Source organism: Acidobacteriota bacterium, assembly GCA_019347945.1.
GTDB lineage: Bacteria > Acidobacteriota > Thermoanaerobaculia > Gp7-AA8 > JAHWKK01 > JAHWKK01.
Map to the genome: position 1 here is coordinate 44264 of JAHWKK010000005.1, position 16193 is coordinate 60456.

Annotated in this window: 11 protein-coding genes; 4 read left to right on the plus strand and 7 right to left on the minus strand. The window is 61.7% G+C overall.

The features are described 5' to 3' along the window. Positions 1 to 7: 7 nt before the first annotated feature. Complete coding sequence (locus KY459_04655; GenBank protein ID MBW3563994.1) at positions 8 to 1279, minus strand: pyridoxal phosphate-dependent aminotransferase; 1272 nt, start codon at positions 1277 to 1279, stop codon at positions 8 to 10. A 655-nt stretch (positions 1280 to 1934) separates the two neighbouring features. On the opposite strand from KY459_04655, the gene KY459_04660 reads away from it, so the two are divergent. Next, a complete protein-coding gene (locus KY459_04660; protein MBW3563995.1) occupies positions 1935 to 2414 on the plus strand; it encodes a prepilin-type N-terminal cleavage/methylation domain-containing protein in 480 nt (159 codons plus the stop codon). Here the strand turns inward: KY459_04660 and KY459_04665 are convergent, their stop codons facing one another. Genes KY459_04665 through KY459_04680 form a run of 4 tightly spaced genes read right to left on the minus strand, consistent with a single transcriptional unit; the run spans position 2415 to position 7980 of the window. Further along, on the minus strand, positions 2415 to 3518 hold the full coding sequence (locus KY459_04665; GenBank protein ID MBW3563996.1) for an AI-2E family transporter: 1104 nt from the start codon (positions 3516 to 3518) through the stop codon (positions 2415 to 2417). Positions 3519 to 3578: 60 nt separating this feature from the next. After that, the gene (locus tag KY459_04670) at positions 3579 to 4733 is read right to left on the minus strand and encodes a carotenoid 1,2-hydratase (GenBank protein ID MBW3563997.1); all 1155 of its coding nucleotides are present in this window, start codon (positions 4731 to 4733) and stop codon (positions 3579 to 3581) included. Next, positions 4730 to 7351: an ABC transporter permease gene (locus KY459_04675; protein MBW3563998.1), complete on the minus strand. Its 2622-nt coding sequence runs from the start codon at positions 7349 to 7351 to the stop codon at positions 4730 to 4732. Before KY459_04675 ends, KY459_04670 begins: the two co-directional genes overlap by 4 nt. After that, a complete protein-coding gene (locus KY459_04680; protein MBW3563999.1) occupies positions 7312 to 7980 on the minus strand; it encodes an ABC transporter ATP-binding protein in 669 nt (222 codons plus the stop codon). Before KY459_04680 ends, KY459_04675 begins: the two co-directional genes overlap by 40 nt. 96 nt (positions 7981 to 8076) lie before the next feature. On the opposite strand from KY459_04680, the gene KY459_04685 reads away from it, so the two are divergent. Next, positions 8077 to 10602 carry a response regulator gene (locus KY459_04685; protein MBW3564000.1) on the plus strand — a complete coding sequence of 842 codons (2526 nt, stop codon included), beginning with the start codon at positions 8077 to 8079 and terminating at the stop codon, positions 10600 to 10602. Positions 10603 to 10625: 23 nt separating this feature from the next. Here KY459_04685 and KY459_04690 read toward each other — a convergent pair whose 3' ends face one another. Together KY459_04690 and KY459_04695 are read right to left on the minus strand one after the other, a co-directional pair. Then, complete coding sequence (locus KY459_04690; protein ID MBW3564001.1) at positions 10626 to 11270, minus strand: O-methyltransferase; 645 nt, start codon at positions 11268 to 11270, stop codon at positions 10626 to 10628. A gap of 100 nt (positions 11271 to 11370) precedes the next feature. Beyond that, the gene (locus KY459_04695) at positions 11371 to 12402 is read right to left on the minus strand and encodes a DUF1573 domain-containing protein (GenBank protein ID MBW3564002.1); all 1032 of its coding nucleotides are present in this window, start codon (positions 12400 to 12402) and stop codon (positions 11371 to 11373) included. Positions 12403 to 12537: 135 nt separating this feature from the next. On the opposite strand from KY459_04695, the gene mpl reads away from it, so the two are divergent. After that, positions 12538 to 13983 (plus strand): UDP-N-acetylmuramate:L-alanyl-gamma-D-glutamyl-meso-diaminopimelate ligase, encoded by a 1446-nt coding sequence (gene mpl / locus KY459_04700; GenBank protein MBW3564003.1) that lies wholly within the window; start codon positions 12538 to 12540, stop codon positions 13981 to 13983. A 91-nt stretch (positions 13984 to 14074) separates the two neighbouring features. After that, positions 14075 to 16153, plus strand: a complete 2079-nt coding sequence (locus KY459_04705) for a GreA/GreB family elongation factor (protein ID MBW3564004.1) — start codon at positions 14075 to 14077, stop codon at positions 16151 to 16153. The last annotated feature ends 40 nt before the right edge of the window (positions 16154 to 16193 follow it).

Sequence of the window (16193 nt, forward strand, 5' to 3'; positions counted from 1 at the left end):
GAAACTCTCAACTGCCGGAAACGAGTTTCTCCGAAGCAAAGGGGGGGAGGTCGTGCGCAACCCGGTAGGCCTCGAGGCCCGCCGTCAACGCCGCCACCGCCTTCTCGAGCTCCGGAACTCCCAGAACGTACGCGATCCGCACCTCGTCGTGACCGAGACCCGGATGATCGTAGAACCCCCTGGCGGGGGCCAGCATGACGGTCGCCCCCTCGAGACTGAACTCCGCCAGCATCCATCTGCAGAAGTCGGTACTGTCTTCGATCGGAAGCTGTGCGATGAAATAGAAGGCTCCCTCCGGCTTTCTCAGGAAGACTCCCGGGATCTTGCGAAGCGCGTCGTAGAGGTAGTCTCTTCGAAGCTGGTACTCCTCTCTCACGGCGGCGAGATACCGTTGCTCGAGGTCGCTGATTCCGATCGCGAGGTACTGAGCCAGACCGGGCGGTGCGAGCCGGGCCTGCGCCATCCGCGCACAGGAGAGATAGACATCCCGATTTCGGGTTACCAGGCATCCGAGTCTGATTCCGCACGAGCTGTAACGCTTGGAAAGGCTGTCGACGACGATCAGGAGCTCGTCCATCTCGTCGAGCTCCAGAGCCGAGATCGGACGGCGCCCGTCGAATGTGAATTCCCGATAGACCTCGTCCGAGAGGAGGAAGAGTCCTTTCTCCCGGCAGAACTCGGCGACCATGTCGAGCTCCTCCCGGTGATAGACGGCGCCGGTCGGGTTGTTGGGATTGCAGATGATGACGATCCGCGTCCGCGGCGTGAGCTGACGGTCCCAGACATGTCGATCGGGGAGATGAAAGCCGTCCCGACCCCGCGAAGTGACCGCGGTCACGCCGAGCGAGGCCATCTGGGCAAACCCTCGATAGTTCGCATAGAACGGCTCGACCACCATGACGTCGTCTCCCGGGTCCGCGCACGCGATCATCGCAAAGAGAATCGCTTCGCTCGCACCCGTCGTCCCGAGAATCTGATCGGTCCTCAAACGGATGCCGAGCCCGGCGTAGTAACGCCTCATCGTCTGGAGGAACTCTTCGGTTCCGGTCGCCGGCGTGTAACTCAGACACGTCGCATCGATCCGGCTGAGCCTCTCCCTCAGCTCCGGCGGCGTATCGAGATCGGGTTGCCCGATGTTCAGATGGTAAACGTGGACCCCGCGGCGTTTCGCCGCATCCGCAAACGGAACGAGATCCCGAATCGGGGACGCAGGCATCTCCCTCCCCCGCTTCGAAAGGTCGAGACTCATCACTTCCGCTCGAAGCTTGATCCGTGCCATGGAAGGTTGGAGGTTGGAGGTTCGAGGTTCGAGGTTGCCGGTTGCCGGTAGCCGGTAGCCGGTTGCGCGCAACGCCGCCTACGTCGAATCGTTTGCTCTCGCCACATCAAGACACTCGTCATCCTGAGCAATTGACCGGCGCGTTGCGCCGGTGAAGCGGGAATGAAAACCGGAGCCCGCAAAACTCCGCACCCCATACTCAAACCGGCGTCATCCCGAGCGGGCGGTCGGTGGGCAAGCGAGGGACCTTGCAGGGTGGGACATCAGGCCAAGCGAAGCGCTGCAAAAGGTCGAAGTCCACGCAATTTCGTCGTCGTTTCATTAGGAGCGCCGAAGGACGGAGAAGGATCTGGCGGCAGGCTCGTGAGTGAAGGGTGAGAGTATGCAGAGGTGACCTTCGCGGCGTCTCTTTTTTTCACTCTTCACTCTTCTCTCTTCACTCTTCTCGAACCCTCGCCCAGATTCTTCGCCCGTGCTGCGCCGGGCTCAGAATGACGTGGGGTCAATTTCGCGAGATCCGCACCGGGCTCAGAATGACGTGGGTCGGAACTGCGCGAGCTCATCTCGCCGAGCCTCCAACCGGCTACCGGTTACCGGTTACCGCATACCGGTTTATCATCTCCACGACAGGTTCGACCGGCTTCAGGAGGTTCGGATGAAGAAAGATGTAAGTAATGCCCGGGGTGATTCCGGATTCACGATCATCGAGCTTCTCGTGGTCGTCCTGATTGTTGGGATCCTCTCCGCGATTGCAATCGTCAACTACGTCAACGCGCTCGACAAGGCGAAACAGCGCCAGACGATCGCCGACATCCGCGAGATGGCGATGGCGTGGGAACGCTACTCGATCGATCACAACACCTACGCGGTCTCGGCAGCTTACGTATTTCCCGATGAGCCGGTCGCGTATCCGGATCTCGTCGCGGCGATGGTTCCAACCTACTCGAAAACTTTTCACCAGTTCGATGGCTGGGGCAATAGCTATGAGTTCTCACTCGACGGAGACCGATATGCGATTCGATCGAAGGGGAAGGACGGCGTCGCGGACGACGATTACGAGAATCCGGATCCGCGTGATTACGACACCGACATCGTCTTTTCTTCGGGATCGTTCGTCGTCTATCCGGCTGAATGATCAGCGCATACGCTTCTTGTGATCCGTCGCGACGACGACGCCTGTTCGATCGCCGCTCTTCCTTCGCTCGCGCCGCGCGAGAAACGACTCCTCGAAAATCACCTGAATGATCGCCGCCGTGGGAACTGCCAGGATCGCACCGATGATCCCGAAAAGAGTCGCTCCGATGAGAAACGCAATGAAGACTGCCAGCGGAGAGATCGACACCTTGTGCCCCATGATTCTCGGGACCAGCAGATAGTTCTCGACCTGCTGAATCAGAATCGCGAGCACCAGAGCCGCCCAGAAATGGCTGGGTGACTGGAGAAGCGCCACCAGACAAAGCGGAACCGCGCCCACGATCGGTCCGATGACCGGAACGACCTCCCCCACCGCCGCGATCAGGGCGAGAGGTACCGCGTAGGGAATCCCGAGGGCCGTCGCCCCGATGCCGGTGGCCAGGCCGACGATCGCCGCGAGTGTGATCTGGCCGCCGAGCCACGAGCTCATCCGTCGCGAGACCCTCCGAATCGTCGCCTGCCGGGCCGAACGGCTGCTCGCCGGAAAGAGAAGAAGAAAGACGCTCCGCAACCGATCGGCATCGACCAGCATGTAGGCGACCATGAAGAGAGTCGCAACGATCGCCGTCACGACCGCCACGACGTTCCAGACATAACTGAAGAGCTGGTTCGGGCTCGCGTTCCCGTACCGCTCGAACCACGCGACGATTGCGTCGACGGGAACTCCGTAAGCCCGAGCGGGCCCGAGCAGATTCTGCTCGATCAGCGCCGGAAGATCGGACGCCATCTCCTGGACTTCGAGGACCATCGTCGGAACGATTACCGCGAAGAAAATCGCGGCGAAAATGAGAAGCGGAAGGTAGACCACGAACACCGCCACACCTTTTCGGATCCGCCGCCCCAGCCACGCTCTCCCGATGACACGCACTCTCCGAACGACCGGCGAGATTCCTGCGGCGAGAACTGCCGAGATGTAAATCAGGAGAAGAATGTAGCGAATCGACCACGCAAGAACGAGCCCTACAATAATCGCGGCGACGATGAGAGCCTTCTTCGCGAACAGAAGCAGCTCCTCCTGTCGTTCGTCGCTCGACCGCTCATCCATTTCATCCATTCCGGTTCACCCTTCCAGCTGCGCCGCGCCGATGCGAAGCAGGCGCCATGATCAACGCTGCCCGACGATACTGAAGATCTCCGCGTAGCCGGTCATCTCGACATATCCTCGACCTCGTACAGGCGTACCCCCCGACCTCCCGGCCGCCGAGACCATCCCTTCCCAGTAGGTGATACCCGTCGACGAGCGGGTGACGAGCTCCTGATTCTTCTGCAACGCACGCACTTCGAGATCGAGCCCGATTGCCCCAGCGATCACTCTCCATCGTACCGGATATGCCGCCGCGGTTTCGCTCGAAGTCCAGTGCTCGAGATCTTCGATCAGGAAGTCCTCGCTCCGGAGATGAATCACTTCTCCGCTTCGCGCAACGAAGGAACCGGATGACATCGGCTCCCTCGACCCGTCCTCCCGCCGGATCTGATACAGCATCAGCTCCGTACCATCGTCGAGTTGCAGCGAGAACCAGTCCCATCCGACCTGGTCGCTGCGGAGAACCGCGCTGCCGAACTCGTGATCCATCCACGCCGAGCCCGTCACATCCATTACGTTTCCCTCGTCTCGCAGCTCCCCCGTCGCGGAAAGCCTGGTCAGCGAGTAGTAGTGCGAGCTATAGCCAACCCCTTCGGCCTTGAGACTCACACCATCGACCCCGTTCACCACGGGATCCTTCTCAGGTCGGAGCCGGAGGCTCAGACCGTCGCCCTCGTCGACCGACGCCTTCAGCTCGATCGTGCCGTCCGAAGTCAGCCTCGCGCGCCATCCTTCGTTGAAGACATCGAGACGATCGGTCGCCGCGTCGGCGGTGAACGGGCTGCCGCGATTCAGCTTTTCGTAATATCGGAAATCTCCGTCCTCCAGATCCGTCACAGCGAAGTGTGCCAGCATGATCTCCTCGAGCTCCCACGCGCTTTCGCTGATCCGCCTCTTCGGAGGTGGAACCACACCGACTCGGAAGAAGGTCAGCTCGAATCCGAAGCGCAATCCCTCGTCGCTTCGCAGGTGTCCGGTGAAGTACCACCACTCCGTACTGAAATCGCGATGGGCGCCGTGATCGCGCGGAAAACGGAATTCGTAGCCGGGCTCGGCTGCCTTCCAACCCTCGCGCACCGGAGGGGCAATCTCCGCGGGGGACTTCGCGCGCGTTCTCTCCTGCGCCTCCGGGCTCCATGCGACCAGGAGCGCCGCCGCCAGGATCCAGCGACTCATTCGGCACGCACCTCTCTCGCCGGATCGATCGTGTCGACCAGCTTCGCGGCGAACATCCCCGAAGCGAGCACCGAGGCAGCAACGATGAGCGCGGTGAAAACGATCGTGTTCCAGGGAGGACTGAAGTCGATCGTCCACCCAAACGACTGGACGTTGATGACGTAAACGAGTACCAGAGCGATCACCCACCCGGCCGCCGCACCGATGACGATGGCGGTCAGTCCGATCGGCACCGACTCGAGGACGATCATCGTACGGATCTGCCGCCGGGTCAGCCCGGCGACGCGCAGCAGAGCAATTTCCCGTTTTCGTTCGAGAATGATCGCCCCGAGAGTATTGAAGGTTCCGAGAACCGCGACCGCCACCGCAATCGCCAGAAGAACCCAGGTGACCCGGAACGTTTCGTCGAAGATCTTCATTACTTCCAGCCGGATCGTCCGGTTCGTGAAGACGAAGGCGTTCCATTCCGAAAGCTCCCGCTGGATTTCAACCCCCGCCTCCTCCGGATCGACGCCGTCGCGAAGGTAAACGGCAATGGTGCTGATCCCATCATCCGAGTAGAGTCTCTCGTACAGCCGTCGATCCATGACGACGACGCCTCGGTCGGTCGAATAGTCGCGGTAGACGCCCGTCACGGGAAAGCGCCGCAATCCATCCCTCACCGGCAGCTCGATCTCGCTGCCACGATCGAGCCGGTGCCGTCGCGCCAGCGATTCCGAGATCACGACGCCATTGCTGTCGACAGCTTCGCGCAGAGCAACCGACCTCGGTACGCCGTCGAGCATCGGCAGCTGACCGTATTGCGAGGCGACATCGAAATCGGAACCGCCGACGTAGATCGGCAGGTCGTTCCAGATGAGCTCCCTCCCCCGAATCCTGTCGAACGCTGCGATCAGCCCGATCTTCTCGATGTCCGACGCGATCGCGGCGGGGAACGTGGCGGCCGCTGCGTTCGAGAGATCGCGGGCAGGCCGGATCCAGAGATCCGACTGAAGCGTCTGCCCCATCCAGATCTCGACCGTCGATCGAAAGCTTCCGACCATCAGGGCAACAGCGATGACCATGGCGACGGCCGTCGCGAGCGCAGCGGTCGCAACGGCGATCCTTCTCAGCGAGGCGATCGCGCTCCCGGCACTGATCGCCCCGACCACCCCCCACAGCCGGTTGAGAACCGGCCGCAGGAACCTCGCCGACAAATAGAGCACGGCCGGCGTGCCGAGAACCATTGTGACGACGATCGCGAGAACCGAGCCGTATCCTCCGAGCGGCCGGCCGTCGATCGGTGGCACGAGCGACAACAGCCAGGCCACAATCGCGGTCGCGACCGCGGCTCCGGCAAACAGCCAGATCCTTCCCGTCGAAACCCTTCCCACCATTGCATTCAACCGGTGCTGCAGAGGACTCGACCGGGACGCTTCGAGGGCCGGCTGAAGCGATGAGAGTAATGACACCGCAACGCCGATCGCGAACGCCGACAGAACGAGCTCCGGCGTGAGATTCACGCTGGAAGGATTCGTCGGAAGATAGAGCGCATTGATCGTCCCGGACACCGCGGAGAGAATCGACCGGGCCATCAGGACACCGAGCGCGATCCCCAGCAACGAGCCGAGCACCCCGAGCAGCACCCCCTCGAGAACGAACACGGTCGCGATCTGAGAGCGAGACACCCCGAGAGTCCGCAGCATCGCAACGGTTCGCCGTCGCCTCAGATAAGAGAGCAGCACGGTGTTGTGCACCAGGAACATCCCGACCAGAACGGAGATCCCGGCGAGTGCCGTCAGGTTCGTCCGGAATGCCTCGAGCATCTCCACCGCCCGCTCGCTCCGTCTCGAGGGCCTCTCGATTCGCAGCGGCGTTCTCAGCGAGCCGCGCAGATCCTCGACGACCGATTCCTCGATCCCGGCCGGAATCATCAGATCGATTCGACTGAGCTCACCTCCGAGGCCGAAAGCTCTCTGCGCAGTGGCGATGTCGAGGATCGCGATGTTGCCGCCGAATGCGGCTCCCGGTCCTTCGCTCTCCAGTATTCCGCGCAGCGTGAACGCGACGCTCCGGCCGTTCAGCTCCAGCCGCACGCGCTGGCCGACTCTGAGCCCGTGAGATTCCGCGAAACGATCGGGCAGTACCACCGAGTCGTCCTCGAACAGCTCGAGAAACCAGGCTGCGTCCTCCGACCGCGCTTCGCGGTTCGCCCGCATCACCGTGGCGTAACGGTAGTCGCGAAAATGGATGTCCGAGAGTAGATCGACTGCAAGAATCCGAATCGGCTCCGACGACTCATACATCCCGTCCCGGTCGATCACCGGCGCGAAGCGCACCCCGAGCGGCCAGAGGTGCCGGAGGCGAAGCAGGGTTCGCTCATCCATCGCGCCGACGTCGGAGGCAATCTGCCAGTTCGCCCTCCCCGCCACCAGCTCGACCGTCTCGGAAAAGGAGCGGAGCGCGCTCGCGTTGACGAGCTGGATCGAAAGCAGCGTCGCGACTCCGATCGCGATTCCGGAGAGCGTCATCGCCAGCCGGGCCAGGTCCCGGCGCGAGAACCGAGCGACGAGAGCACGGAAGAGTACCCTCAGCGCGGTCACCCGGACACCACCACTCCATCCACCATCTCGATACATACGGTTCCGCGCTCGGCCGCCTCCTCGGCGTGAGTTGCCATCACGATCGTCGGGGCATCGTCACGATGAATCTCCGAGATCAGATCGAGAATCGACTGACCGGTCTTACGATCGAGATTTCCGGTGGGTTCGTCGGCGACGATAAGCCGGGGCCGGTGAACCACCGCCCGCAGGACCGCCAGCCTCTGCATCTCTCCGCCGCTGAGCTCCGCGGGGAGATGTCCGGCTCGATTCGAAACGCCCGCGCGATCGAGCAGTTCGCTGACGAGCTCCGGGTCCCGGATCCCGTTGAGCTGCAGGGGCAGCTCGAGATTCTCCCGAACGCTGAGGGTCGGCACGAGGTTGAAGAACTGAAAGATGAACCCGACGTTTCGACGCCGATGAAGAGTCAGCTCGCTCTCGGTCATCGCCGTCAGCTCGAGCTCGTCGTGGAGCACGGTGCCGCTGGTGGGCGTGTCCATCGCTCCCGCCAGATGCAGAAGAGTCGACTTGCCGCTTCCCGAGGGCCCCATGATCGTGAGGAACGTGCCGTCGGCCACCTCGAGATCGAGATCGCGCAGCGCATGAACCGTCGCCCGGTCGCTCGCGCCGGGATAATCGTGAGATACACCTTTGAAGGAGATCCTCATTTCGACCGCTCAACCGCCTTCTGCGGGAAGCGAACCATGCCGTCCCGGAAACCGATCAGTGTGTGTTATACACTCCGGCGAATTCGCGTCGCTCCCATGACAGTTCCGACATCTCCAGAACAGCGTCTCGAGGCACTCGGGCGATACAACCGACAGGCTCTCGCTGGAAGCCCGTCGCTCACCCAGCTGGTCAGCCTCGCAGCCGGCGTCGCCCGGACCCCCGTGGCGCTTTTGAGCCTCCTCGAGAAGGATCAGGAGGTCGTACTCGCGAACTATCGGTGGAACCTCTCGAAGATTCCGTTCGAGAGCTCGTTCATCCCGCGTGTAATCGACAGCGTCGAGCCGGTCCTGATCGGCGACACGACCGCCGACGAGATGGCGCGATCGAACCCGCTCGTTACGGAAAGGCCATACATCCGGTTCTACGGCGGGTTCCCGCTCACGACCACCGACGGTAGGAGAATTGGCGCGCTCCAGGTTCTCGACACCACTTCGAGGCAGCTCGAGTCCGGGCAGGTGGAGCATCTTTCGACCATCGCTTCCCTGGCCATCCGCGAGCTCGATGACGCCCGGCGCATCGCGCAGCTCGAGGAAGCGGTTCGTTCCGAAGAGCTGACGCGCGAAGCGCTCAAAGAGAGCGAAGACCGCATCAGAGATCTCTTCGAGAGCCTCGACGACATCATCATGACGCTGTTCGCCGATGGGCGGATCTTCAATCTCAACAAGGCCGGAGCCGAGCATTTAGGCTTTTTCGAACCCAAGGATCATCCGCGATCGATTTTCGATCTCGTCGGGCATGCCGACCTCCCCGAGTTTCGCGAAACGTTCAGCGGAGTCGTCCAGTCCCAGATCCGGCAACCGGTGCAGACCACCTTCGTGACCGAGCATGGAAAGGTCGTCATCGTCGAAGGAACCCTTATTCCGAAGGTCGAGGACGGAGAGACCCGCTTCATCCGTGTCATCTTCCGCGACGTAACCGACCGCGTGGGCACGGAAAAGGAGCTCGGCAAGGCGCGCGATCAGGCCCTGACCGCGGCACGCGCGAAAATGAGCTTCCTCACGAACATGTCTCACGAGATCCGGACGCCGATGAACATCGTCATCGGAATGACGGAGCTTCTCCTCTCGACCGACCTCGACGACGACCAGAAGGATCTCGCACAGACGTCGCTCGCAAACGCCGAGCAACTGCTCACCACTCTCGACAACGTTCTCCACGTCTCGAAGCTGGAGTCCGGAAATCTGTCGGTCACCGAAGCCGACTTCGACCCGCGGACGACCCTGACACGGCTCGTGGACGTGACCAACATCATGGCGAGCGAAAAGAACGTCCGGCTCCAGCTCGACATCGAAGACGACCTCCCGCTCGTCCTCCGGGGAGACGTTGCACGAGTCCGACAGGTTCTGGGGAACCTGATCGCGAATGCCGTCAAGTTCAACCGGGACACGAAGGTCACGGTCTCTGCAAAAGTCGCCGACGAGACCGCCACCCACTCGATCGTCCGATTCGAAGTGGCCGACAAGGGAGTCGGGATTCCACAGGAAAAGCTCGGGAGCCTCTTCGATCCCTTCACTCAGGTCGACGACTCGGTACGCCGTGCCCAAGGCGGAATGGGACTCGGCCTCGCCACCGCGAAACAGCTCGTCGAGCTGATGGGCGGCGCCATCGGCGTCAAGAGCAAGGTCGGCGATGGATCGACATTCTGGTTCAACATTCCTTTTCAGAAACTCTCGAGCGATTCGATCTCGGTGACCGCGAGGAAGAGAGGCTTTCCCGGGCTCCGGGTCCTCGTGCTCGACCGCACCTACACCAGCCGGAAAATTCTCGAACATTACTTCGCCGACTGGGGCGTCAGGCCGAGGCTCGAAACCACTCTCGAATCGGCGCTTCAGCGGCTCAACAGCCAGGCCTCGCTCGGCGAACCCTACGATCTGTTCATGTTCGATTACCGGCTCGGCGACAAAACCGGGATCGAAGTCGCCGAAAAAATCCGATCCGATCCGGCGACTGCCGACACCCACCTCATCACGATGATTCCTCTCGGGGAGTCGCTCGATGACACGAAGATCCGCGCTCACGGGATCTCCGGCTACGTCTCGAAGCCCGTCGAACAGTGGGAGCTGTTCGACAGACTCTCTGCAGCGCTCGCTGCCCGCATCGGCGCTTCGGTGGCAAAGGGTTACGAACCATCAGCCCCAACAGTCAGAACCACGACTGTGGCGCCCCCCGACGCGTCCACCCCTCGCCCTGCGCGAACCACCGAGCTGCGTATCCTTCTCGCGGAGGACAAGCCGCTCAATCAGAAACTGACTCTCAGTCAGCTGAAGGCTCTCGGTTTCACCGCCGATGTCGCCGGCAATGGCGAACAGGTGCTGGAAGCGCTCTCCCGCAAGAGTTATGACGTCATTCTGATGGACTGCCAGATGCCCGTCATCGACGGTTATGAAGCTACGATGCGGATCCGTCAGGACGAGGGACCGGAGCGGCGGGTTCGAATCATCGCGCTCACCGCTCACGCCGTCGCCGGTGAGCGGGAGAAATGTCTCGCCGCAGGTATGGATGATTACCTCTCAAAGCCTACCCGTCAGGCGGATCTCAAGGCTGCGCTCGAAAAGATCTGACACCGCGGAACCCGCGGCCGGGTTCAGCCGTCGACGACCGCCAATCCGATTCCGTCGCTCATCGGAACCACGACCGAGGTGAGTCGGGGATCCTTCATCAGGAAATGATTGACCTCGTGAAGCGCCTCCGCCTCGGCGCTTCTTTCTGTTCCTGCCACTTCCCCTTTCCAGAGAAGGTTGTCGAGCGCGATCATTCCACCGCGGCGCATCCTCGGGATCAACAGCTCGAGGTACTGGAGATACTCGGTCTTGACGCAGTCGATGAAGGCGAGATCGATCCCGCCGGCGAGCCCCGGAAGAACGTCGAGTGCAGCGCCTTCGTGAAGCTCGATGGTGCATTCGAGACGCGCCTCATCGATGAAACGCCGGGCATCCTCGAGCGTGTCGTGATCGATCTCGATCGACTCGATGACGGCGCCGGCCGGCAGATGCCTTCCCATTGCAACGACCGAGTAGCCGATGTTGGTCCCGACCTCCACGACCCGGTTCGGGCGGAAACCGATCGTGAGAATCTCCAGCAGGCGCGCCACGTCACGGTCGGCGATCGGATGACCGTGCTCGCTCGCGAACTTCTCCATCTTCGCCAGCAGCAGATCCGCCGGGGGAAGAAGCGCATCGAGATAACGGGTGATCGGTTCCTGAAGGATGGCATCGGGACTGGATCTCATGGGGGGCTCCTCTCAAAGACTCGGGGACGGGGTCGGGAAAATAGAAAGGGCGGTTCGTTCGAACCGCCCTCCGGGTGAATCAATCTGATGTCACTGGCGCTCAGCCCTTGACGACTCCCTTGACGGGAAGCGTGAAAACCGGCGTCCCCATGTCGGTCGTGTAGATCTTGAGCTGGCCATCGACGTTGCCTGCTTTTGCTCCGTCGCGAACCCGCACCTCGATCTCGTAACGGCCGGGCGTGTCGGTTGCGCGGCTGTTGACCACGAGAACTCCCGGAATCGTCGACTCCACCTTCTCGATCATGAACGAACCCGGCGCCTCGCGATCATTCGACATCACCGTGACCACACGCGAGGAGGCTACGTCACCGCTGTTGACCTCACCGAAGTTGAGCACTGTCGGCATCACGTTGTAGCTCGGGCGGACGATGCCGGAGAGATTCAGCGTGTAGACGGGCTGTCTGACGGAGTTGCTGTGGATGTAAATCTTGTCGACCAGCGGTCCGACCGGAACGTCGGGACCACCCACGGTCACGTCGACCCGGTACTGATTCTGCCCCTTCCGGCCAGCGTTGACGCGATCCGCCTCGCCGAGCTTCTCGAACTCCGCTTTCGCCCACGAACCGGGCACTTCAATCCGCGTGACTTCGAACGGCGTCTCCTCCTCGGAGAAGATCACCACACTCTGCTTGTCGGCCTGCCCCTGGAGGATGTTGTAGCGAAGGAAGCCGGCGGGCCAGGCCTCGACGAAGGGCTGCACGACCGCCTTGATCGTGACCATCGTCGTCGGCGTAGTCGGATCGTTCGAGGTGATCGTCACGCTCTTGCTGATCGGACCGTTGAACGCATTCGTATCGACGACCGCCTTGATGTCTCCGGTGGTACCCGGGCGGATGACGGAGTCGAAATCCGCAACCGTACAGCCACAGGCGGGTTGAACCTTCAGAATCTCGAGATCGTTCGCTCCGGTGTTTTTCACCTTGAAGGTCCACTCGAGCGTTTCGCCCTTGGCAACTGTGCCGAAATCCTTGACGGGATTCTCGACGGTGATCTTCGCCTCGGCGAGCGCCACGGTGGCGACCATCAGCACGAGCGCGAGCATGAACAGCGTACGCACAGACTTCGACTGCATCAGAAAATCCTCCTTACTTGTAGAACCGTTCGGTCGCTCGTTCGAACGACCCCCAAAACAACGCTATTCCCAACGAAGCACGGGATTTGCTTCGAGCATGCTCCGCGACGAGCATCTTCCCGAGAGGAGCTTCAATTGCCACGGATCACCTCATTCAACGACATCAAAAAGGTCTACCTCATCGGTATCTGCGGTACCGCGATGGCCTCGCTCGCAGGCATGCTGCAGAAGCGCGGATACGAGGTAACGGGCTCGGACGAGAACGTCTATCCCCCGATGTCGACCTATCTCGAGAGTCTCGGCATCCCGATCCTCGAAGGGTATACGGGCGAGCACCTCGATACGTTCCGCCCCGACCTGGTCGTGGTCGGAAATGCGGCTGCCATGACCAACCCGGAAGCCGCACGGGTCCTCGAGAACGACCTCCCCTACACGTCGATGCCCGAGGCGATCTACCAGCTCTTCATCCACGGAAAACACTCGATCGTGATCACCGGAACCCACGGCAAGACCTCGACAACGTCGCTCATGGCCTGGCTTCTCGAAGCTGCCGGACGCGATCCCGGATACGTCGTCGGGGGCATCCCGGTCAACTTCGGCCACAACTTCAAGCTCGGCGAAGGGCCGGAATTCGTCATCGAAGGCGACGAGTACAACACGGCGTTCTTCGACAAGGGCCCGAAGTTCCTCCATTACCATGCCGACAGCCTGCTGCTGAACAACATCGAGTTCGATCATGCCGATATCTATGACTCGCTCGATACGATCATCGCCTCGTTCCGAGCCGCGGTGGAACAGACCGGCAGAGACGATCTGATCGTCGCGAATGGCGATGACGACAACGTCGAGGGACTGCGGCAATATGCGCGCGGTGAATGGCTGACGTTTGGCCAGTCCGAGGCCTGCGATGTCCGCGTCACCGATATCGACCTCAGTCCCGAGGGGGCGTCGTTTCGCATCCTATGGGAAGGAAAGGAGTGGGCCGGGTTGCGCGCGCCGATCTCTGGAATCCACAACGTGCTCAACGCGGTCGCGACGCTCGCGATCGCCCGGCGCCGCGGTCTCGAGGCGGAGGTTCTTCAGGAGGGGCTGGAAACATTTCGCGGAATCAAGCGGCGAATGGAGGTTCGGGGGATCGTGCGCGGCGTGACCGTCATCGACGATTTCGCCCACCACCCGACCGCGATCGCGACGACGCTCGAGGGAGCGAGAAAAACCTACCCGAACCGCCGCATCTGGGCTCTCTACGAGCCCCGGTCGGCAACTTCCGCGAGAAAACAGTTCGAAGAAGGCTATCGCGAGTCGTTCCGGAAAGCCGATCGCTTCATCCTCGGGCCGATCTTCCACAAGAAACGTTACGGCGTGAGCTACCCGGCAGAGAGTCTGATGTCGGTCGATTCGATACTCGAGGATCTCAACTCCGCCGGAGTCGATGCGCGTCAGATCGAAGATTTCGACGAAATCGCACGGCACGTCGGACGCACCGCGGAAGAGGGTGACGTCGTGATCGCCATGTCGTCCGGAGCGTTCGGAGGCATCCACGAAAAGATCCTGAAAGAGCTCGAGTCTGCGAAGGGATGACCGCGCCCTCTGCAATTCGCCCGGTCAGGAATTTATCGAGCCCTGAAGTGGTGAATCTACGTCCAGACCCTTTGACGTATCGGAGGTTTCATTGAATCTGTCTAAAACCGTTCGTGGCCTCGTGGATGCTGGCGAGACCGACAAGGTGGAATCCGCCTGGATGGAGGCCGTCGAGCGCGATCCCTCACCAACCGCAGACTTTCTCGAAGCGGGAAAGATTCTCCGCAAAGCAGGTGAACGAGCGTTGTCGGAGACCCTGCTCGAGCTTCTGGCCGAAGCACAGAAGGAAAAGGAGCTCTGGCACGAACGGCTGGAGACGCTCAAGGAGCTCGCCCGGCTCTCGAAACGACCGGCATCGTTGCGTGATGACATCGTCGAGACCCTCGAAAAGGGATGGGGGGCTCGAAAGAATTACGAGCGGGTCGTGAAGGTCGTCGGTCTCGACGGCGACAACCCGGCAGACAAGGCCGCGAAGATCGAGAGCTGGCTCAACTACGAGCCCGGAGAGACATTTTTCATGACGGGTCGGGGGGTTGGAATCGTGACCGAGCTCAATCCGGAGCTCGGCGTCGCGCGGCTCGACTTCGAGAGCGAGAAGAATTTTCCGGTACCGCTCGGCGCTGCCCCGAGGTTCCTCGAACCGGTCTCGGAATCCCACGTTCTGCGGCGCCGGTTCACCGACGAGGAAGCGGTCCGGCGCGAGGCAGCCGATTCGCCCCGGGAGTTCATCGGGAGAGTCCTTTCCGATTTTGGCCGACCGATGACCCAGTCCGAGCTCAAGGACGCGATGCTCTCCGTGCTTCCGGCGAGCAAATGGACCTCGTGGTGGGCAACCGCGAAAAAAAATCCGCGCGTGGTCATGTCGGGAAAGGGAGCGAAGGCGACCTACGCGTGGGCAGCCTCGACCGAGGCAGCCGACGAGCGGGTCCTGGCGCGGTTCGCCCAGGCAAAACCCGCTCAGAAGATGAAGATCGCCCGGAGGGAAAGCGGCCGTAACGCCGAGGTCGCCGACAAGATGGCAGACATTCTGGCCAGGGATGCGGAGAAACTGGCGGAACGAGATCCTGCAGCTGCCTGGGAGATTCTGGCGACGCTGGAAAAGCTTCCCGGTCAGCACGACACCGAGCTCGATCCCGACCAGCTTCTCCTCGATATCCCCCCCGCTCGCATCACCTCCGGAATCACCGACCGCAGCCTGCGGGAAAAGGCGATCGGACGCATCGCCGAGATTTCGGAGAACCCCGCACGCGCCCTCGAGGAGATCTTCTTCAGCGAGACCGACTCGAGAGTTCTCACACTGATCTTCACGCTCCTCGACGAAGGGGGCCATGAGGCGGTCGCACGTCGGGTAGTCGAGCAGACGCTACGCTACCCTCGCCGGTTTCCCCGCGCCTTCATGTGGTTTGCAAATCGCGCGGATTCCGCTTCGAAACTCCCCGAGCGTGCCGACTACAACATGATCTATCAGCTCAACGAGCTGCTCAGCTCCGAGATGCCGCCGGCGGAAAGACTCAAGGTCAAGGAATTCTTCGACAAGGGCCGGCTCGCAATGCGAATCGTCGGAGAACGGGATCAGCCGGACGAAGCGCGGCGCCTGCACGCGGCGCTCGACCGGTTCGGTCAGCTCGAGCCCTTCCGTCGCGACGGGCTGAAAGCGGCGATCGAGATGAAGCATCCTTCAGTCCGCGACGTCCCAGACGACGAGCCGATCGTCGCTCTCGCCTCTTCGATCGCCCAGAAACGCGACGAGCTCGAACGGATCCGAAACGTCGAGATCCCCGCAACTCTCAAACAGATCAAGGAAGCGCGCGAGATGGGCGACCTCCGGGAGAATTTCGAGTACAAGGCCGCCCGCGATCGCCAGGAGTATCTCGCATCCCGTGTCGCCGCGCTCACAGCCGAGCTCAGCCGAGTGCGTGTCCTCGACCCCGCGACCATCGATACGCGCGTGGCGCGACCCGGCACCAGCCTTCTTCTGAAGGACCCCGCCGGCGAAGAGCGCCGCATCTCGATACTCGGGCCGTGGGAGTCGGATCCGGACAAAGCGATCTACTCGCTCGAGTCGGAGGCGGCCAAAAAGCTGCTGGGACAACCGGTCGGCTCCCGGGTCTCTCTGTTCGGCATCGACTACGAGATCGTCTCGATCGACCCGTGGCAGCAATCCGCCTGACGCGGTAGAATCTGCGCGCGGAAAATTTTGGAGGACCTCG

What these genes read in the sequence shown, in the direction of transcription:
- KY459_04655 (MBW3563994.1), bottom strand. Translation starts at nt 1,279, where the DNA reads ATGGCACGGATCAAGCTTCGAGCGGAAGTGATGAGTCTCGACCTTTCG.
- KY459_04660 (MBW3563995.1), top strand. Translation starts at nt 1,935, where the DNA reads ATGAAGAAAGATGTAAGTAATGCCCGGGGTGATTCCGGATTCACGATC.
- KY459_04665 (MBW3563996.1), bottom strand. Translation starts at nt 3,518, where the DNA reads ATGGATGAGCGGTCGAGCGACGAACGACAGGAGGAGCTGCTTCTGTTC.
- KY459_04670 (MBW3563997.1), bottom strand. Translation starts at nt 4,733, where the DNA reads ATGAGTCGCTGGATCCTGGCGGCGGCGCTCCTGGTCGCATGGAGCCCG.
- KY459_04675 (MBW3563998.1), bottom strand. Translation starts at nt 7,351, where the DNA reads ATGTATCGAGATGGTGGATGGAGTGGTGGTGTCCGGGTGACCGCGCTG.
- KY459_04680 (MBW3563999.1), bottom strand. Translation starts at nt 7,980, where the DNA reads ATGAGGATCTCCTTCAAAGGTGTATCTCACGATTATCCCGGCGCGAGC.
- KY459_04685 (MBW3564000.1), top strand. Translation starts at nt 8,077, where the DNA reads ATGACAGTTCCGACATCTCCAGAACAGCGTCTCGAGGCACTCGGGCGA.
- KY459_04690 (MBW3564001.1), bottom strand. Translation starts at nt 11,270, where the DNA reads ATGAGATCCAGTCCCGATGCCATCCTTCAGGAACCGATCACCCGTTAT.
- KY459_04695 (MBW3564002.1), bottom strand. Translation starts at nt 12,402, where the DNA reads ATGCAGTCGAAGTCTGTGCGTACGCTGTTCATGCTCGCGCTCGTGCTG.